This is a genomic window from Frigoribacterium sp. CFBP 8766 (genome assembly GCF_014841435.1).
Classification (GTDB): domain Bacteria; phylum Actinomycetota; class Actinomycetes; order Actinomycetales; family Microbacteriaceae; genus Frigoribacterium.
In genome coordinates, this window is record NZ_JACYTX010000001.1 from 506,315 (window position 1) to 523,630 (window position 17,316).

Below are 17,316 nucleotides of genomic sequence, written 5' to 3' on the forward strand. Positions count from 1 at the left end.
CCACGTACGACCCCTGCACCGCAGCGCACCACCCGAACCCAAGGAGAACACCGTGCAACGACGCACCGCACTCATCGGAGCCACCGTCCTGCTCGCCGGCCTCGGCCTGACCGCCTGCTCGGGCGGCGGGGGAGGAGGAGGCGGCGACGCCCTCACCGCGAAGGGCCCCATCACCATCTGGTACTCGAACAACGAGTCCGAGGTCGAGTGGGGCAAGGCCACGGTCGCGTCCTGGAACGCCGACCACCCGGACGAGCAGGTCAAGGGCCAGGAGATCCCCGCCGGCAAGTCGAGCGAAGAGGTCATCGGCGCCGCCATCACGGCCGGCAACGCTCCCTGCCTCGTCTACAACACGGCCCCGAGCGCGGTCGGCCAGTTCCAGAAGCAGGGCGGTCTCGTCGACCTGTCGAGCTTCGACGACGGCGCCGAGTACATCGAGGACCGCAGCGGCGACCTCGCCGAGCAGTACCAGGACGCCGACGGCAAGTACTACCAGATGCCTTGGAAGTCGAACCCGGTGATGATCTTCTACAACAAGGACCTCTTCACCCAGGCCGGCCTCGACGCCGAGAACCCCGAGCTGTCGACCTACGACGACTTCCTGGCCACGAGCAAGACGCTCGTCGACGCCGGTGTCTCCGACTACGCGATCCACCCGGCCCCGACCAGCGAGTTCTTCCAGTCGCAGTTCGACTTCATGCCGCTCTACGCGGCCGAGACCGGCGGCACCGGCCTGATCGAGGACGGCAAGGCCACCTTCGCCGACGGCGCGGGCGAGGACGTCGCCGGCTTCTGGCGCGACCTGTACGACCAGGGCCTGGCCGGCCAGGAGCAGTACACGGGCGACAGCTTCGCCGACGGCGAGGCCGCGATGTCGATCGTCGGTCCGTGGGCGGTCAACGTCTACGAGGACGTGAACTGGGGCGCCGTGCCGGTGCCCACCAAGGACGGCACCGACGCCGACGAGACCTACACGTTCAGCGACGCCAAGAACGTCGGCATGTACACGGCGTGCGAGAACCAGGGCACCGCGTGGGAGTTCCTGAAGTACTCGACCAGCGAGGACTCCGACCGCGCCCTGCTCGAGACCACGGGCCAGATGCCGATCCGCACCGACCTCGCCTCGACCTACTCCGACTACTTCGACGCCAACCCGTCGTACGCGCTGTTCGGCGACCAGGCGGCCCGCACCATCGAGGTGCCGTCCGGCCCGAACACCGTCGCCGAGCTGCAGGCGTTCCGCGACGCGTGGTCGAAGAGCGTGATCTTCGGCGAGGGCGACGTCGGATCGTCGCTGAAGGACGCGGCCGACAAGGTCGACGAGCTCGCGGCCCAGGGCTGAGACCCGTGTCCTCCCTCCGTGCCGGGGCGACCGCCCCGGTCACCGGCAGNGGCCTGCTCCTCAGCGCGCCGTACCTGGTCTTCGTGCTCGCGGTCTTCGCGTACCCGCTGATCTACGCGGTGTACATCGCGTTCCACGACTACTTCTTCACCGCGCCGGGCGCGGTCGTCGACCGGCCGTTCGTCGGGCTGGCGAACTTCGTCACGGCGTTCACGGACCCGGCCGTCCTGCGGTCGTTCGGCAACGTCGGGGTCTTCCTGGTCATCAACGTGCCGCTCACCGTCGTGCTGAGCATGGTGCTGGCGTCGGCGCTCGACAAGGTGTCGCACTTCAAGGGCTTCCTCCGCGTCGCCTTCTACGTGCCGTACCTCGCGGCCAGCGTCGCCGTCGTGGCCGTCTGGCTGTTCCTCTTCAACGGGAGCGGCCTGGTCAACCAGGTGCTGGGGCCGCTGGCGCCGTCGCCGTCGTGGTTGATCAACTCGGCCTGGGCGATGCCCTCGATCGCGCTGTTCGTCACGTGGAAGCAGCTCGGCTTCTACATCCTGCTGTACCTCGCGGCGCTGCAGAACGTGCCGAAGGAGCTCTACGAGGCGGCGTCGAGCGACGGTGCCGGCCCGATCCGGTCGTTCTTCACCGTGACCGTGCCCGGGGTGCGCCCCGCGACCGTGCTGGTGCTGCTCGTGTCGACGGTGACCGGGGCGAACCTGTTCACCGAGCCGTACCTGCTCACCGGCGGAGGCGGCCCGAACGGCGCCTCCACGTCGCCCGTCCTGCTGATGTACCAGAAGGGCATCGAGCAGGGGAACCCCGACCAGGCGGCCGCGATCGGCGTCGTGCTCGTCGTGCTCGTGCTGATCATCGCGCTGCTGCAGAACCGGTTCGCCGGCGGCAAGGAGGACTGAGATGTCCAGGACCCAGACCACGCTGCGAGGCGTCGTGCTCGTACTGGGAGCGCTCGCGTTCCTCTTCCCGTTCTACTACATGGTGATCGGCTCGCTGCAGGCGCGGCCCGACCCGACCGTCGCGGGCGCGTTCCCGCACCCGTCGAACCTCACCCTCGAGAACTACGCCGCGATCGACAGCCGCATCGGGCTGCTCACGGGGCTCGTCAACTCGGGCATCTTCACCGCGGGCGTGCTGATCTGCACCGTCGTCTTCGGGGTGCTCGTCGGCTACGCGCTCGCCGTGCTGCAGTGGCGAGGACGCGGCGTGACCTTCGCCCTCGCGCTGCTCGTCCAGGTGGTGCCGTTCCAGCTGCTGGTCATCCCGCTGTACGTGCTCATCGCGCGCAACTACGGGCTGAGCGACAACTACCTCGGCATGATCCTGCCGTTCGCCATCAACTCGACGGCGGTGATCATCTTCCGGCAGTACTTCCTGCAGCTGCCCCGCGAGCTGTTCGAGGCGGCACGCATCGACGGCACCGGCGAGTTCCGACTGCTGTGGAACATCGCCCTGCCGCTCGTCCGCCCCGCGCTCGTCACGGCCCTGCTGCTGACGTTCATCGGGCCGTGGAACGAGTTCCTCTGGCCGTTCCTCATCACCAAGGAGGCGTCGATGCAGCCGCTCGCCGTCTCGCTGGCGAACTACATCTCGAACGTCGCCGCCACCGCCGCCAACCCCTTCGGCGCGACCCTGGCCGGAGCCGTCGTGCTCGCCGCCCCGGTCGTGCTGCTGTTCATCGTGTTCCAGCGCTACTTCATCTCGACCGACGTCGGCTCGAGCGTGAAGGGCTGACAGGAGATCCCCCGTGACCGACACCGCACCTCCTCCGTTCCCCTACCGCCTGACGCGCCTCGGCGTCGTCATGGCGCCCGACCCCGACGAGCCGCTCGAGGCCGAGGGCGTCCTCAACCCCGGCTCGGGCCGCGGGCCCGACGGCGAGCTGTACCTGCTGCCGCGGCTCGTCGCCGCCGGCAACGTCTCGCGCGTCGGCCTCGCCCGCGTGGTCGTCGACGACGGCGTGCCCGTCGGCGTCGAGCGCGAGGGCGTCGTGCTCGCCCCCGACCGCGGCTGGGAGCGCGGCGCCACGCACTCGGGCGTCGAGGACCCGCGCGTCACCCGGGTCGACGAGCTCGGCCTGCACGTGATGACCTACGTCGCGTACGGTCCGCTCGGGCCCCGCACGGCCGTCGCCGTCAGCGACGACCTGCGCGAGTGGCGTCGCCTCGGCCCCGTGACCTTCGACTACGTCGACGAGCTCGACACCGACCTCGGGCTGTTCCACAACAAGGACACGACGTTCTTCCCGTCGCCCGTCACCGCACCCGACGGCGTCCGCAGCTTCGCCGTGCTGCACCGGCCGATGTGGCACATCGGCGCCACCGTGCCGGGGGAGGGCAGCCCGCTGCCCGCCGGGGTCACCGACGGGCGGCACTCGATCTGGATCAGCTACGTGCCCGTCGACGCGGTCGCGGCGGACGATCGCGCCCTGGCCCGCTGGGGACAGCACCGCCCGGTGGCCGGCCCCGAGTTCCCCTTCGAGGAGCTCAAGATCGGCGGCGGCCCGCCCCCGCGCCGCGTGCCCGAGGGCTGGCTGCTGCTGCACCACGGCGTCACGGGCGTCATCGACGACGTGTTCGCCCAGCAGCAGAACGTCAACTACGCGGCGGGCGGCATGATCCTCGACGCGGACGACCCCTCCCGCGTCGTGACCCGCTCGGCCGTGCCCCTGCTCGAGGCCGAGACGGCCGACGAGCGCGACGGCATCGTGCCGAACGTGGTGTTCCCCACCGCGATCGAGGAGGTGGACGGGGTGCCGTTCGTCTTCTACGGCATGGCCGACTCGAAGATCGGCGTCGCCCGGCTCGACCGCGCCTGACCCGCACGCCCGGGCGCTGCGGGCGAGTTGCCCCAGAACGTCACCCAGAACGAGTCGACCCGACATCCCGGGGCGACTCGACGACCATGCACGACGAGACAGAAGGAGGCGGTCGACGATGACCGCACGCACCTCACGATGGGCCGGGCTCGCCCTGGCCGCCACGACCGCGATCGCGCTGGGGGTGACGGGGGCGCTGCCGGCGTCCGCCGCGCCTCCTGCGGCACCGGCTGCGCCTGCGCCGGCTGCGCCGAGCGCCGCCGCGCCGACTGCTGCTGCCGCGCAGGCGCCGCTCACGAACCTCGCGCACCTCGACTTCCTGCTCGACCAGACGACACCCGCCGCGGAGGAAGGGCACACGTCGTACCGCCTCGAGAGCGAGCCGACGCTGACCCTGCCGTGGACCTACGCGGACGCCCGCGACGGCGGCACCTTCGCCCGGGTGGGCGGCGGCCCGCTCGACCCCGCGACCGGGTACTGGGGACAGGGCGCGTACAACTCCGACGACGTGTCGCGCGCCGCGGTCGTGTACCTGCGCGACTGGCAGCAGACCGGGGCGGAGGCGAGCCGCGACAAGGCCTACGAGCTGCTGCGCGCGACCGCGTACTTCCAGACCACGACGGGTCCGGCCGCCGGCAACGTCGTGCTGTGGATGCAGCCGGACGGCACGTTCAACCGCAGCCCCGTCCCCGTCGAGCTGCCCGACCCCTCCGACAGCGGCAACAGCTACTGGCTCGCCCGCAGCATCTGGGCGTTCGGCGAGGGCTACGCGGCGTTCCGCGACGAGGACCCGGAGTTCGCCGCGTTCCTGCAGCAGCGCCTCCAGCTCGGCGTGACGGCGCTGCAGCGCGACACGCTGTCGCGCTACGGGCAGTACGACGTGGCCGACGGCACGCAGGTGCCCGCCTGGCTGATCGTCGACGGCGCGGACGCCACGGCCGAGGCCGTTCTCGGCCTCAGCTCGTACGTGGCCGCCGCCCCCGACGACGCGACGGTGCGGACCGCGACGACGCAGCTCGCTGAGGGCGTGGCGCGCATGGCGTCGGGCGACCCGCAGACCTGGCCGTACGGCGCGGTGCTGCCGTGGACGCACTCGCGCTCGATGTGGCACTCGTGGGCGTCGCAGATGCCCGCGGCCCTGGCCCGCGCCTCGACCGTGCTGGGGCGCAGCGACCTGCGGGCTCCCGCGGTCGTCGACACCGCCTCCTTCACGACGACCCTGCTCACGGCCAGCGGGCCGGACAACGCCTGGTACCCGACGCCCGTCGACCAGACGCAGATCGCCTACGGTGCGGACTCGCGCCTGCAATCGGCGCTCGCCGTGGCCGACGCCTCGGGCGGGGCGGGCTTCCGCCAGGTGGCCGCCGTCGCGGCGAGCTGGTACTTCGGCACGAACCGCTCGGGCAAGCCGGTCTACGACCGGGCGACCGGCGTGACGAACGACGGCGTGCAGGCCGACGGCTCCGTCAACGGCAACAGCGGCGCCGAGAGCACCATCCACGGCCTGCTGTCGATGATCGCGCTCGACGGGGCCCCCGACGTGTCGGCGCTGGCCCAGGCGTCGACCGCGGTCGCGTCGCGTGACGGGCTGACGACGATCGAGGCCGAGGGCGCGTCGTCCACGACCGGCACCGTCGTCACTCCCGACTCGGCGTGGACGGGGGAGTCGCAGTACAGCGGAGGCACCGCGCTCACGCTGCAGCCGGGACAGAGCGCCACGATCGCGGTGCCCGCCGGGTCGGGGCTGCGTCACGTCGAGCCGGTGCTGCTCGGCGCCGAGGGAGTCGTGTCGACCTCGACCTGGAAGGCGGGACGGGTGCCGCTCGGCACCCTGACGACCCGGGTGGGCGCGCAGGGCGTGACCGCCGCCTCCGGGGCGCTGCTGCCGCAGACGCTGCCGATCCCCGTCGGGCCCGGGGCCACCTCCGTGACGGTGACGGCCCGCGGGTCGCAGCCGGTGACGGTGGACGCGCTGATCGTCCGGCCGCTCGTGCAGCGGCTCGCGCTGACCGGGGCCGGCGGCCGGGCGACCGAGCTCGTCTCGTCGACCTCGAAGCTGCCGCTGCCGACCACGGTCGGCGCACGCGGCGTGCGGTCGACGGTCGCGAGCTACGACTCGCGCGGGGCGCTCGTGTCGCAGCGGACGGTCTCGGGTCAGTCGGTCGCGCTGGTGCGCGGCGGCGGGTTCGTCGTCGCGACGCGGTAGGGGGTCACGGGCGCGCGGGCGCGGGCGCGCTGGAACGGGCTCGAACGGGCGTGCGGGCCCCGACGATCACCCCGCACGCCTCCTCCGCGAACGAAGAACCCCGTTCCGTTCGAAGAACCGTGTTGCTTCGCGGTTCTTTGAACGGAACGGGGTTCCGAAGCGTGTTCAACGCCCCCAGGAGGTGCCGGGCACCAGCCCGCAGGAGGTGCGGGGCGCCTCCTGCGGGAGAGCTGCGGCTACGCCTCGTCGGCGTGCGGCGCCGGCTCGTTCGTCGCCGTCGCGCGGGTGGCCTTGGCCAGGTTCTCGACGAGCTCCGAGCGGGTCTGCGACACCACGTAGGCGGGCTGGTCGCGCTCGACGCGCCAGCTCTCGCTCAGCGGGCCCACGTTGACGGTGTCGAAGCCGACCTCGTCGTAGAGGCGCTGCACGAGCTCGGCGGCCTCCTCGAAGTCGCTCGAGGTGGCGAGCGCACGGCGGCCCTCGGTGCCGGCCGGCTTGCCGTCGGTGGTGATGTCCTTCGCCATGATGTGGTTGAAGCCCTTGGCGACCTTGCTCTCGGGCAGGTGGCGCTGCAGCATGCCCGACACCGTGTCGAGGCCGTTGTCGAGGGCGGCGATGTGGCCGTCGCGCTCGAAGTAGTAGTTGTTCGTGTCGATGACGACCTTGCCCGCGAGCGGCTCGACCGGCACCTCCTCGTAGTTCTTCAGCGGGACCGTGACGACCACGACCTCGCCTGCCTCGGCCGCCTCCTGCGACGTGGCGGCGCGCGCCTTGTCACCCAGGTCGGCGACGAGGTCGGCCAGGGTCTCGGGTCCGCGCGAGTTGCTGATCACGACGTCGTGTCCCTGGGTGATGAGCGCCCGGGCGACCTGGCTGCCGATGTTGCCTGCTCCGATGATTCCGTACGTAGTCATGCTTCCAGCCAACGCCCGCGCGACGGTCGTGTGTTCCCGCTCCCAGGCAGCTCGGAGGAGGCGCCCAGTCGTCGCGAGGGGCGAACGGTGCAGTCGCTGCAGGGACAGGGTGGATGCATGACCGACTCGACCCGCGCTTCCTCGGACTCCAGGAACGACGCCTCCGACGCCCGCACGACCGCCGTCCTCTTCGACATCGACGGGACCCTGGTCGACTCGAACTACGCGCACGTCGACGCCTGGTCGAAGGCGTTCGCCGACATCGGGCACCCGGTCGACAGCTGGCGGATCCACGAGGCGATCGGCGAGGACTCGACGCTGCTGCTCTCGGGGCTGCTGGGCGACGAGGTCGCGGAGGCGCGGAGCGACGAGGCGAAGGAGCGCCACTCCGCGCACTACCTGCCCCACGGCGACACCGACCTGCACGTCTTCGCGCGGGCGACCGAGCTGCTCGACGAGCTCACGCGACGGGGCCACCGGGTCGTGCTCGCGACCAGCGCCCCCGAGGAGGAGCTCGCCGTGCTGCGCGACCTGCTCGACGTCGAGGGTGCGCTCTGGGCGGTCACCTCGTCGGAGGACGCGGAGACCGCCAAGCCCGACCCGGGCATCGTGCAGGGTGCGCTCGAGAAGGCCGGGGTCGACGCCGCGCACGCGGTGATGGTCGGCGACGCCGTCTGGGACGTGGAGGCGGCCGGTTGCGCCGGGGTCACCTGCGTCGGCGTCCGCTCGGGCGGGACGTCGTCGGCGTCGCTGACCGAGGCCGGCGCGGTCGAGGTGTGGGACGACGTGGCGGCGCTGCTGGCGGGGCTCGACGGGAGCGTCGTGGGTCGGCTGCGCTGACCTGCGCTGCGCTGCGGCTCGCCGTGTTTCGTGCACTGCACCGCGTCTAGTCCCGGTGCAGTGCACGAAGCGCGGTGTGGTGCCGGGAGGGGTGGGTGTCAGCGTCGACCGCGCCGGCCGACGAGGCGGGCCCACGCGCTGCGGCCCCGGATCGGGCACGGTGCGGCTGCCGCCCGCGGCTCCTGCCGGGGCACGAACGTCGACGACGAGCAGGCCGTGCAGGTGAGCACCCACGGGTGCACGCTCAGCCCGGAGCCGTAGTACGGGTTGTCGACGAGCCGCGCCGGGCCGTGGCAGTCGGGGCAGGTGGGGGTCGCCGTGGGGCGCGTCTCGTCGTGCATCGTCGGGGCCTTCCGTGGAATGTCCGCCCGGTCGTCCGTGCCCGAGCGCTGCTGCGTCGCCTCGGGTTCGGAGTGCCGCCTCCTCGAGACTGGCCCCGGCCTGGCCCCAGATCGGGGCTGCGGCCGCGGGGCTGCGGCCGCGGTCTTGCGGCCTCGTGCTGCGACCGCGGTGCTGCCCGGGACGAGGGTGTCCGCGTGGCCTGATCCGTCTCGTGACGGATCAGCCGCACGAGAGAGCCCCGCCCCTCGCCGCGTCGTGCGCGGACGGTGAGGAGCGGGGCTCGTCGGTGCTGCGGTGCTGCCTAGCTCTCGAGCGTCGCGTCGAGCGTGATCTCGACGCCGGTCAGCGCCTTGCTCACGGGGCAGGTCTCCTTGGCGTCCTTCGCGGCGGCCTGGAACTGGGCCTCGTCGATGCCGGAGACCTCGCCGCGGACGGTGAGGGCGATGCCGGTGAGCTTGAAGCCGCCGGCCGAGTCCGGGCCGAGCGAGACGTCGGCCTTGACGTCGAGCGCCTCGACGGTGCCGCCGGCCTGGCCGAGGACGGCGCTGAACTGCATGGCGTAGCAGGCGGAGTGGGCGGCCGCGAGGAGCTCCTCGGGGCTGGTCGAGCCGTTGGCGTCGTCGGCGGCGCGCTTCGGGAACGAGACGTCGTACGTGCCGAGCTTCGAGCTCGAGAGCTCGACCTGGCCCTCGCCGGTCTCGAGGCTGCCGTTCCATGCGGTGCGGGAGGTGCGAGTGGGCATCGTGTCCTTCTTTCGTGTGGGGATGGGGGAGTCGGTGGAGTCGTGGGGGCCGCGGGTCGCGGCGAGACGCAGCAGCAGGCCTAGGAGGCGGCGCGGACGCTGTCGCCCAGCTCGCCGACCTGGGCCGTGAGGGCCGCGATCGCCGCGGGGTCGAGGCCCGTCGCGGCGCAGATGCTCGCCGGGATGCCGGCTGCCGAGGCCCGGAGCGCCTCGCCGTCGGCGGTGAGCTCGACGCGCACGCTGCGCTCGTCGTCGGGCACCCGGGCGCGGGTGACGAGGCCCTGGCCCTCGAGGCGACGCAGCAGCGGGGAGAGCGTGCCCGAGTCGAGGTGGAGGCGCTCGCCGAGGCCCGAGACCCCGGTCGGCCCCTGCTCCCACAGCACCAGCATGACGAGGTACTGCGGGTAGGTGATGCCCAGCGGCTCGAGCAGTTCGCGATACCGGGTGGTCAGCGCCCGCGACGCGGCGTAGAGCGCGAAGCAGATCTGCTCGTCGAGCAGGGGGGTGGTCGGGGCGGCCGCGGTCATGTCGACGACAGTAGCACGTTGCGCACAACTCAGTCGCACATAACTGAGTTGTGCGCAACTCATTCTCTGACCCGGGCGCCTCCCGTGGCGGCCCGCGTGTGGGCTGCGCTCCAGACGAGTTGCCCCGGAGCGTCAGTTCGACGAGGGAGAAGCAGCATCCCGGGGCAACTCGATGTCCGCGAGGTGCGAACGAGATGGGTGCGCCGCGGCGAGGTCGAGCGCGACGGCGGCGCGACCCAGTCCCTCGAGGCTGGCGGCCGCGGTGAACGGCAGGCTGAGGACCGAGAGCAGGGCGCCGGCGAAGCCGAATCCGGGGAACCCCTCCGTGATAGCGATGACCACCACGCCGACGATGCCGAGCGTGAACGCGGCCGCACCACCGAGGGTCATCGTGAGCGCGCCCACGAGGCCGAGCCGCTGCTTGCGGGCCGAGGCGAGGAGGCGCGGCGCCAGGGTCGCGGACAGCTCCGGCGCGCCCTCGCTCGAGTAGTCGCCCACGAGCCGGTCGTCCCGCCACGACACCGGTGCCAGCGACCGACGATCGCGCCGCAGCCAGACTCCGACGGCCACCAGGACGACGAAGGCGACGGACATCGAGGCGAAGGCGAGTGCGGCGACCGCACGGACCGCGCCCGGCCCGTCGAAGGCGTCGACGCCCGAGAGGGAACGGTCTATGCCCAGTGCGGCCGCGGAGCCGACGACGACGGCCGCCACGGCGAGCACGAGACGGCGACGCGGCGTGACGAGCTGCGCGGCCCCGGCCCGCCACTCGTGCCAGCCGCGGCGGCGGAGGTCGCGCCGGCTGGGGAACGGCACGGTCACGAGCGTTCGCCGCCGGGGACGGGAGCCGGACCCGCCGTGCCCGCAGATCCCGCTGGTCCCGCCGTCTCGGCCGCGCTCGGCGGCAGCAGGTGCGGCCGTGCCGCGGCGTAGCGCCGAGCACGCGAGGCCCGCGTCAGGAAGAAGGGCGCGAAGCCGAGCAGCATGGCGGCCATCACGACCATCAGGACGCGGGAGAAGATCCAGCCGTCCTCGCCGAGCGCCTGCGGCAGCTGGTTGCAGATCAGGCCGGCGAACAGCGTCGCGCTCTGGGCGTACTGCACCGGGAGCGACACCGCGCTCACGGAGGCCCACCGGGCGGCGGCCCGCTCGTCGTCGGGGCCCAGTTCGAGCGGGCGGCGGGACAGGACGGCCTTGCCGATCCTCCTGGCCCGGTCATGGTCGCGGCCGATCACCGCCCCCGCCTGCTTCATCAGCCGGAACGAGACGACGGTGCACGCGATCGAGGCGGCGAGGAACCCCAGCCCGGCGGCGACGAAGAGGAGGTCCGCGCCTGAGTCGTCGTCGTCGAGGGGGACGAACGAGAGGCCGACGGCGGCCGGGACGAACGTGAGGACGAACGCGAGCGTCACCGTGCGCACCCCGCGGCGCACCTCCCCGCGGCGCACCTCCCCGCGGGGGACCTGTCGCCACTCGACCGGCTCCGCGCCCTGCCGGACGTGCTCGCCGACCGCCGGGCCCGCGACGAGGGCGACCACCGTGAGCGCGGCGCCGAGGGCGACGAAGGAGGCGGGGAGCCAGGCGGGCGGGTCGCTCAGCCAGGCGGACAGCAGCACCAGGGCCGCTCCTCCCGCCTGGACGCCGAGCATCCACCCGAGCAGGCGCCGGGCGCGCTGCTGCTCCCGGTGGGTGGTGGGCACGTCCCACGCCGCGAGGACGGCGCCGAGGACGATCGGGGCGATCGTCAGGAGGGCCAGGCCGAGGGCCCCGAGCAGGAGAGCGGTCACGCCGCCGCCGTCCACGAGCAGGACGAGGAGGACCGTGCCCCCGATCTGTGCCGCCGCCACGACGACGACCGCTGCGGCGAACGCGAGGGCACCCACGAGGTCGCGACGGCCGGTGCGTCGCTGCTGCGTCGGCGTCGCCCCGCCGGCGGTGGCGGTGGCGGCGGTGGCGGTGGGCACGGCGGGCGCTGGTGCGGCGGGCGGCGGGGACGCGGGGCGGTGGTCGTCGTCGGTCACGCTCCCAGTGTGGCCGCCCCGCTTTCGGGGGGCACGGCGATCGCCGGGTGGGAGCCTGCCCGGACGGGTGAACCGAGGGCGATCGGACGAGGCGCCTGCCCGGGGATGCGGCGGGGCCACGGGGGCGGCGCCCGCGTAGCCTCGACCACATGAGCAGCGACGCGACCGAGCACGACGGCACGACCGGCGACCACGACGACCCCACCGGCATGACCGCCGACGAGAAGCGGCACGACCAGCTGACGCGCGCGCCGAAGTCGGACGAGACCGACGCCGCCCCGCGCATCACCACCGAGGAGCGACCGGACGGCGTCACCCGCATCGACGTCGCCGACACCGCGAAGGTCCGTCCCGGCGGGGGAGAGGCGCACACGCGCGACTGACCCGCTGCGGACGAGCGGCTCTGATGTCGGGGGCGGCGCCTACGGTGACGACGTGACCGGGTCCTCTAGCGCCAACCGCGCCTCCTCCGTCTGCTGCGTCGACGGCTGCGGTCGTCCGGTCGAGCCCGGCGCCCCGGCCCCGCTCTGCGCCTGGCACCTCGACGCCGCCGCCGACTGGTCGGAGCGCGAGCACGGCCTCACCGACCTGCTGCCCTCGCCGTGCGTCGCGTGCGGGTCCCGGCTCGGCGTCCACTGGCCGTCGGGCTGGCTCTGCGCGGTCTGCGAGTGGCGGCACGGCGACTCGCCGGACGGCGAGCTCGCACCTCCGCGGGTCGACGTCGTCTACTACCTGCGCTTCGACGACCGGGTCAAGATCGGCACCTCGTCCGACCCTCGCCGCCGGCTCGCCCGCATCTGGCACGACGACCTGCTCGCCTTCGAGCGCGGCGACCGGCTCGTCGAGCACCGCCGGCACGTGCAGTTCGCCGAGCACCGCCTCGCGCGCACCGAGTGGTTCACGGCCGCGCCCGAGCTGCTCGCGCACGCGGCGACGCTCCGGGCCGGCTCGGACGACCCGTGGAGCAGCTATGCGCGCTGGCGCAGCGAGGCCCTCGCCCTGCGGTCGTGATCGCCGGGCGATCGAGGTGACGCGTCGCAGGGGGTCGACCGACCGCCGACGCCCCCGACGCGTCACATCGATCGGGTGGGCCCGCTCGGGCGGGCTCGATCGGGTCGGCCCGCTCGGGTCAGCGCAGCCAGGCGTCGACGTAGAGGTCGCCGCGCACCTCGCGGAACACGTCGAGCAGCTGCGGCACCGTGCTGCGCGTCAGCCCCGAGACGACGAGGTCGTGCGGGCCGAGCGCCTCGAGACCGCCGGTCCGGACCCGGACGACCTCCCACCCTGCGGAGCGGAGCGCGCGGTCCTTGCGGCGGTCCGCCTCCTCGCGGTGGCCGACGTGCTCGAGCCCGTGCCTGCCCGTCGAGTCGTACTCGACCGCGACACGGAGCTCGGGCAGCAGCACGTCGGGCCACGCCTCGAGGTGCTCGAAGAACGGCCGCGCGAGGCGGACCGCGTTGACCCCCGCGGTGAACGTGATCGCGGCGGCGAGGTCGGCCCTCAGCTGCTCCTCGACCGCGGACGCAGGAGGCGGTGCGCACGCGCTCGAGAACGCCTCGCCGACGGGCAGGTCGGGGGTGCGGTCGCAGAGCTGGTCGCGCCTCCTCGGGACGCGGGCTGCGGGGGACGGCCGTGGCGACGACATCGGCCGTGGCGTCGGCGACGGCAGGCCCGGCCGGGACGCCCCGATGCGCTGGAGCAGTGCGGCCCGCTCACCGCCGTCGACGAAGGGACCCGGACGCGGGCCCCGACCCGGCGGCAAATCCGTGGTCGTGGCGACCGGGGCCGCCGTCTCGGGGGCGTCGCGCGGGCGCTTCGGCGCCGGGTCCATCGGCACGGCCGGCAGCCGCCGCGGCGACGCGAGATCGGCGCAGGTCGGGCACCACGACGACCGCCGTCGCTCACGCCCGGGCCGGTGGCGCTGCTCGTCGGGCGTCGCGACGAACTGGTGGCCCACGTCGCAGAGCCAGGTCAGCCAGACGTCGGCCGCGGGAGGCACCTGGCTCAGCAGCAGCCCCCGGTTGTGCTCGGGCCGGTACTGCCGCACGAGCACGGGGTAGCGCGCCCACGCGTCGCGGTAGGCGCCGGGCGCGTACGGCACCTCGGCGGCACGGGACCGCTGACGGCGGGCCCACCAGCTCTCGATCGGTTCGGGCACGCCGCGACGCTACGACCTGCCGCCGACATCGGCGCTCGGACTCGATCGACCACGAGGAGGCGCCCCCTCGACCCGGCGCCCGTCGCGGCGGATGATGGGGACATGACCGCCGCCTCCGTCGTCTCCGTCAGCCGCGACCCCGAGCACCGCTTCTCGAAGGAGGTGGTCGACGACATCGTCCTGATCGCCGGGCTCGGCGTCGAGGGCGACGCCCACGCCGGCACCACCGTGCAGCACCGCTCGCGGGTCGCCCGTGACCCCTCGCAGCCGAACCTGCGCCAGGTGCACCTGGTGCACGCCGAGCTGTTCGACGAAGTGGAGGGCTCCGGCTTCGAGGTCGCCCCGGGCGAGCTGGGCGAGAACGTCACGACGCGCGGGGTCGACCTGCTCGGGCTGCCCCGCGGCGCGGTGCTGCGGCTCGGACCCGACGCGGTCGTCGAGGTCACCGGGCTGCGGAACCCGTGCGTGCAGATCGACGGGCTCGAGGCCGGCCTGATGCGCGAGCTGGTGACCCGGGACGACGAGGGCCAGGTGGTGCGCAAGGCGGGAGTCATGGCCGTGGTGCTCGCCGGCGGCCGCGTCGCTCCCGGCGACAGTGTCGGCGTCGAGCTGCCCGAGGGAGAACACGCGGCGCTGCAGCCCGTCTGAGGTCGGAGGGCGAGTCATCCTCGGGGATGGACTCCGCACCTCCTCGTGTCGTCCGCCCCTGGCGAGGGCGCGACGGCGGCCATGCTGTCGGGGACGTCCCCGCCCGGTCGTGACCGCGGCCCGGCGAGGGGACGCCAGGAGGAGCTCCATGAGGACCAGGTCGCACACCAGCACCAGCACCAGCGCCAGCACCACCACCGCCGCTCGCGGCAGGACGCGCACCCCCGGCACCACGGCGGCGCTCGCGACGGCCGCGCTCGTCGCCGTCGTCGTCAGCGGCTGCAGCACGTCCCCGTCGGGTGCCGCCGCGACGGCGAGCCCGTCGTCGGGCGCTGCCGCCACCCCGTCCGCGACGCCGACGGTCGACGTCTCCGCCGACGTGGCCGACGACCTCGCCGCGCTCGAGGCCGAGTTCGACGCCCGCGTCGGCGTCGGCGTCGTCGACACGGAGACCGGAGCGACGGCCTGGCACCGCGCCGACGAGTGCTTCGGCTACGCCTCGTCGATCAAGGCGCTCGCGGCGGCCCAGCTGCTGCACGACGTGCCCGCCGAGCAGCGCGAGGAGGTCGTCACCTGGACCGCCGCCGACGTCGAGGCCGCCGGCCACTCGCCGGTGACGAGCGAGCACGTCGCCGACGGGCTGACCCTCGCGCAGCTCGCCGAGGCAGCCGTGCGGAAGAGCGACAACACGGCCCTCAACATCGTGCTCGACCGCGTCGGGGGGCCGGCCGGCCTCGACCAGGGGCTCGAGGACATCGGCGACACGACCACCGAGGTCGTGAACCGGGAGCCCGACCTCAACACGATCGAGCCCGGCAGCACCGACGACACGAGCACTCCCGCGGCCTTCACCGCCGACCTCGGCGCGCTGCTCGACGGTCGCTGGCTCGCCGACTCCGACCGCGCACTGCTGCTCGACTGGATGAGCGGCAACGCGACCGGCGACACCCTGATCCGTGCCGGAGCCCCGGACGGCTGGGTCGTGGCCGACAAGTCAGGAGGCGCGGGCGGCATCCGCAACGACGTCGCGGTCGTCACCCCTCCCGGCCGGGCACCGGTCGTCGTCACCGTGTTCACGACGCGGAACGACCCCGACGCCCGCTACGACGACGCCCTCGTCGCGCGCGCGGCCGCGATCGTGCTCGGGGCACTGCCGACGCCTTCCTGACCTGACCGGCCCTGACCGGCCCTGACCTGACCTGGCCGGCCCCGACCTGACCTGCACTGGCTCGGCCGGTCTGGCTGGCTCGGAGCCGGTCGGCACCAGCCCGAGGTCGAGTGGTCAGTTCCGGTCGCTCAGTCGCCCCTGGAGAACAGGAACTGACCACTCGGCGGCTGCCGGTCGCTCCCTGACCATCGGCTGCCGGTGCTCTCCGACCGTCAGAGGCTGTCCGGGTCGAGGAGGAGCGTCGTCTCGTCGAACAGGCGCTGCTGGTCGTCGATCACCTCGAGGCCCTGGTTCAGGTAGATCAGGGCCGCGACCGTGATGCCGAAGCGCGCGGCGACGCCGTCGGCGGTGTCGCCGGTGGAGACCTGGTAGCGCTTGGGCGCCCCCGCGGCGGTGGTCGCCGTCACGACGCCGTTGGCCCAGTTCCCGACGCCGCCGTCGACCGGGACGATGTTGGTCGTCTTCGGGGGCACCGACCACCTGACCGGAGCGACCGCGAGGACCTTGCCGCGGCTGATCTCGACGGGCACGTCGGGTGCTGCCTCGGCCGTGGACACGACGAGGGTGCCGAGGTACGACGGCTGTCCGATCGGCAGGGGCGCGGAGCCCGACGTCGGTGCCGAGGTGGGCCCGCCGAGCACGGCCACGCCGTCGCCGGGGGACGTCAGGCCGTCGAAGACCGCGGGCGCGATCTCGAAGTAGGAGAGCTGGACCGTGACCGGCAGGGTCGAGGTGTAGCCCGACCACTCGGTCGAGAAGGTGCCGTCGCCCACGGCGACGACCCGGTAGTGGAACGCGATGCTGCCCTTCGGCGACCGCACGTCGGCCTCGGCCACCACCGTGCCCGCCGCGACGGGAGTGACGTAGGGCGCCTCCTCGGCGGCCTCCGCGGGGGGAGGGGTCGCGGCACGCGGGGACGGCGAGGCGGACGCCGTCGGCGTCGGCGTCGCGCTCGGCGTGGGGCTGGTCGACGGGCGTGCGCTGGTCGTGATCGGGGAGGCCGGCTCCGACGTCGCGGCGGGGGCGCCGGACGCGAGCGGGCCGCCGCTCGAGAACGCGAGGACCGTGCCGAGCACCACGGCGACCACGGCCGCTCCGCCGACCACGGCCAGGATCGCGGCCGGGCGCATGCGTCGCCGCCCGGGCTCGTCGTCCTGGGAGTCGGAGTCGGAGTCGGTGTCGGCGCTCGCTGCGGCGGCGCCCGTCGCGCCCGCTGCCCCGGCTGCCCCGGCGGCACCTGCCGCACCGGAGCGCCCCGAGGAGGCGGCGGCCGACCCGGCCGTGCCCTCCGACGTCGTGGGGCGGTGCGTCCACGGCACGAGTCGCGGGCCCGCGCCCGTCGCGGGGGCCGGCTCGTCGTCGGGCGTGCGGGCCGTGGGCGCGCCGGGCTGCACCTCGGTCGGCTGAGTCGTCGCGCGCGTCGACGTGTCGGCCGCGCCGGGGCGCTCGTCGGTGACGGCACGCTCGTCCACAGCGGCCTGCTCGGCCGCCGCGTCGTCGCCGTGCGGATCGGGCCCGCGTTCTGTGTCATCGCGCTCGACGTCGTCGTCGTGCGGCCCTGGTGTGTGATCGTCCGTCATGTTCCCC

The 17,316-nt window shown here is 73.7% G+C and carries 17 protein-coding genes and 1 pseudogene; 10 read left to right on the forward strand and 8 right to left on the reverse strand.

All coding sequences use genetic code 11. From position 1 onward, the window contains the following. The first annotated feature begins 52 nt into the window (after window positions 1–52). The 5 genes and pseudogenes from IFT90_RS02405 (at window position 53) to IFT90_RS02425 (ending at window position 6,369) form a co-directional block, all read left to right on the forward strand. Entirely contained in the window at window positions 53–1,342 is a 1,290-nt protein-coding gene (locus tag IFT90_RS02405) for an extracellular solute-binding protein (protein ID WP_192040811.1), read from the forward strand. Window positions 1,343–1,392: 50 nt separating this feature from the next. Then, window positions 1,393–2,244, forward strand: a pseudogene (locus tag IFT90_RS02410) (carbohydrate ABC transporter permease); the annotation flags it as partial. 1 nt (window position 2,245) lies between these two features. Next, window positions 2,246–3,079 carry a carbohydrate ABC transporter permease gene (locus tag IFT90_RS02415; protein WP_192040812.1) on the forward strand — a complete coding sequence of 278 codons (834 nt, stop codon included), beginning with the start codon at window positions 2,246–2,248 and terminating at the stop codon, window positions 3,077–3,079. A 70-nt stretch (window positions 3,080–3,149) separates the two neighbouring features. Next, window positions 3,150–4,163, forward strand: coding sequence for a glycosidase (locus IFT90_RS02420; RefSeq protein WP_192041398.1), 1,014 nt, complete (start codon window positions 3,150–3,152; stop codon window positions 4,161–4,163). 118 nt (window positions 4,164–4,281) lie between these two features. Next, window positions 4,282–6,369: a hypothetical protein gene (locus tag IFT90_RS02425; protein ID WP_192040813.1), complete on the forward strand. Its 2,088-nt coding sequence runs from the start codon at window positions 4,282–4,284 to the stop codon at window positions 6,367–6,369. Between the two features lie 236 nt (window positions 6,370–6,605). Here the strand turns inward: IFT90_RS02425 and IFT90_RS02430 are convergent, their stop codons facing one another. Continuing rightward, window positions 6,606–7,283 carry an NADPH-dependent F420 reductase gene (locus IFT90_RS02430; protein WP_244644732.1) on the reverse strand — a complete coding sequence of 226 codons (678 nt, stop codon included), beginning with the start codon at window positions 7,281–7,283 and terminating at the stop codon, window positions 6,606–6,608. 117 nt (window positions 7,284–7,400) lie between these two features. Here IFT90_RS02430 and IFT90_RS02435 point away from each other — a divergent pair, with 117 nt between their 5' ends. Further along, window positions 7,401–8,123: an HAD family hydrolase gene (locus IFT90_RS02435; RefSeq protein WP_192040814.1), complete on the forward strand. Its 723-nt coding sequence runs from the start codon at window positions 7,401–7,403 to the stop codon at window positions 8,121–8,123. Window positions 8,124–8,221: 98 nt separating this feature from the next. Here the strand turns inward: IFT90_RS02435 and IFT90_RS02440 are convergent, their stop codons facing one another. The 5 genes from IFT90_RS02440 to IFT90_RS02460 all read right to left on the reverse strand — a co-directional run bounded on the left by IFT90_RS02440 (window position 8,222) and on the right by IFT90_RS02460 (window position 11,755). After that, window positions 8,222–8,464 (reverse strand): hypothetical protein, encoded by a 243-nt coding sequence (locus IFT90_RS02440; protein WP_192040815.1) that lies wholly within the window; start codon window positions 8,462–8,464, stop codon window positions 8,222–8,224. A 302-nt stretch (window positions 8,465–8,766) separates the two neighbouring features. Further along, complete coding sequence (locus IFT90_RS02445; RefSeq protein ID WP_192040816.1) at window positions 8,767–9,207, reverse strand: OsmC family peroxiredoxin; 441 nt, start codon at window positions 9,205–9,207, stop codon at window positions 8,767–8,769. Between the two features lie 80 nt (window positions 9,208–9,287). Continuing rightward, window positions 9,288–9,734: a MarR family winged helix-turn-helix transcriptional regulator gene (locus tag IFT90_RS02450; RefSeq protein ID WP_192040817.1), complete on the reverse strand. Its 447-nt coding sequence runs from the start codon at window positions 9,732–9,734 to the stop codon at window positions 9,288–9,290. Between the two features lie 132 nt (window positions 9,735–9,866). Beyond that, window positions 9,867–10,550 (reverse strand): hypothetical protein, encoded by a 684-nt coding sequence (locus tag IFT90_RS02455; RefSeq protein ID WP_192040818.1) that lies wholly within the window; start codon window positions 10,548–10,550, stop codon window positions 9,867–9,869. A 2-nt stretch (window positions 10,551–10,552) separates the two neighbouring features. Beyond that, window positions 10,553–11,755: a hypothetical protein gene (locus tag IFT90_RS02460; RefSeq protein ID WP_192040819.1), complete on the reverse strand. Its 1,203-nt coding sequence runs from the start codon at window positions 11,753–11,755 to the stop codon at window positions 10,553–10,555. A 149-nt stretch (window positions 11,756–11,904) separates the two neighbouring features. On the opposite strand from IFT90_RS02460, the gene IFT90_RS02465 reads away from it, so the two are divergent. Both IFT90_RS02465 and IFT90_RS02470 read left to right on the forward strand, forming a co-directional pair. Then, window positions 11,905–12,138, forward strand: coding sequence for a hypothetical protein (locus IFT90_RS02465; protein ID WP_192041470.1), 234 nt, complete (start codon window positions 11,905–11,907; stop codon window positions 12,136–12,138). A gap of 52 nt (window positions 12,139–12,190) precedes the next feature. Beyond that, a complete protein-coding gene (locus IFT90_RS02470; RefSeq protein WP_192040820.1) occupies window positions 12,191–12,766 on the forward strand; it encodes a GIY-YIG nuclease family protein in 576 nt (191 codons plus the stop codon). Window positions 12,767–12,884: 118 nt separating this feature from the next. Here the strand turns inward: IFT90_RS02470 and IFT90_RS02475 are convergent, their stop codons facing one another. Beyond that, window positions 12,885–13,913, reverse strand: coding sequence for a hypothetical protein (locus IFT90_RS02475; RefSeq protein WP_192040821.1), 1,029 nt, complete (start codon window positions 13,911–13,913; stop codon window positions 12,885–12,887). A 102-nt stretch (window positions 13,914–14,015) separates the two neighbouring features. Between IFT90_RS02475 and IFT90_RS02480 the strand changes: the two genes are divergently transcribed. Beyond that, window positions 14,016–14,561 carry an MOSC domain-containing protein gene (locus IFT90_RS02480; RefSeq protein ID WP_192040822.1) on the forward strand — a complete coding sequence of 182 codons (546 nt, stop codon included), beginning with the start codon at window positions 14,016–14,018 and terminating at the stop codon, window positions 14,559–14,561. Between the two features lie 148 nt (window positions 14,562–14,709). Continuing rightward, window positions 14,710–15,729, forward strand: coding sequence for a class A beta-lactamase (gene bla, locus IFT90_RS02485; RefSeq protein WP_192040823.1), 1,020 nt, complete (start codon window positions 14,710–14,712; stop codon window positions 15,727–15,729). 212 nt (window positions 15,730–15,941) lie between these two features. On the opposite strand, the gene IFT90_RS02490 is transcribed toward bla, so the two are convergent. Continuing rightward, window positions 15,942–17,309: a LysM domain-containing protein gene (locus IFT90_RS02490; protein ID WP_192040824.1), complete on the reverse strand. Its 1,368-nt coding sequence runs from the start codon at window positions 17,307–17,309 to the stop codon at window positions 15,942–15,944. Window positions 17,310–17,316: the final 7 nt, after the last annotated feature.

Excerpts from the sequence above, each read along its gene's own strand:
- IFT90_RS02415 (WP_192040812.1), top strand. The coding sequence starts at position 2,246 with ATGTCCAGGACCCAGACCACGCTGCGAGGCGTCGTGCTCGTACTGGGA.
- IFT90_RS02420 (WP_192041398.1), top strand. The coding sequence starts at position 3,150 with ATGGCGCCCGACCCCGACGAGCCGCTCGAGGCCGAGGGCGTCCTCAAC.
- IFT90_RS02425 (WP_192040813.1), top strand. The coding sequence starts at position 4,282 with ATGACCGCACGCACCTCACGATGGGCCGGGCTCGCCCTGGCCGCCACG.
- IFT90_RS02430 (WP_244644732.1), bottom strand. The coding sequence starts at position 7,283 with ATGACTACGTACGGAATCATCGGAGCAGGCAACATCGGCAGCCAGGTC.
- IFT90_RS02435 (WP_192040814.1), top strand. The coding sequence starts at position 7,401 with ATGACCGACTCGACCCGCGCTTCCTCGGACTCCAGGAACGACGCCTCC.
- IFT90_RS02440 (WP_192040815.1), bottom strand. The coding sequence starts at position 8,464 with ATGCACGACGAGACGCGCCCCACGGCGACCCCCACCTGCCCCGACTGC.
- IFT90_RS02445 (WP_192040816.1), bottom strand. The coding sequence starts at position 9,207 with ATGCCCACTCGCACCTCCCGCACCGCATGGAACGGCAGCCTCGAGACC.
- IFT90_RS02450 (WP_192040817.1), bottom strand. The coding sequence starts at position 9,734 with ATGACCGCGGCCGCCCCGACCACCCCCCTGCTCGACGAGCAGATCTGC.
- IFT90_RS02465 (WP_192041470.1), top strand. The coding sequence starts at position 11,905 with ATGAGCAGCGACGCGACCGAGCACGACGGCACGACCGGCGACCACGAC.
- IFT90_RS02480 (WP_192040822.1), top strand. The coding sequence starts at position 14,016 with ATGACCGCCGCCTCCGTCGTCTCCGTCAGCCGCGACCCCGAGCACCGC.
- bla (WP_192040823.1), top strand. The coding sequence starts at position 14,710 with ATGAGGACCAGGTCGCACACCAGCACCAGCACCAGCGCCAGCACCACC.
- IFT90_RS02490 (WP_192040824.1), bottom strand. The coding sequence starts at position 17,309 with ATGACGGACGATCACACACCAGGGCCGCACGACGACGACGTCGAGCGC.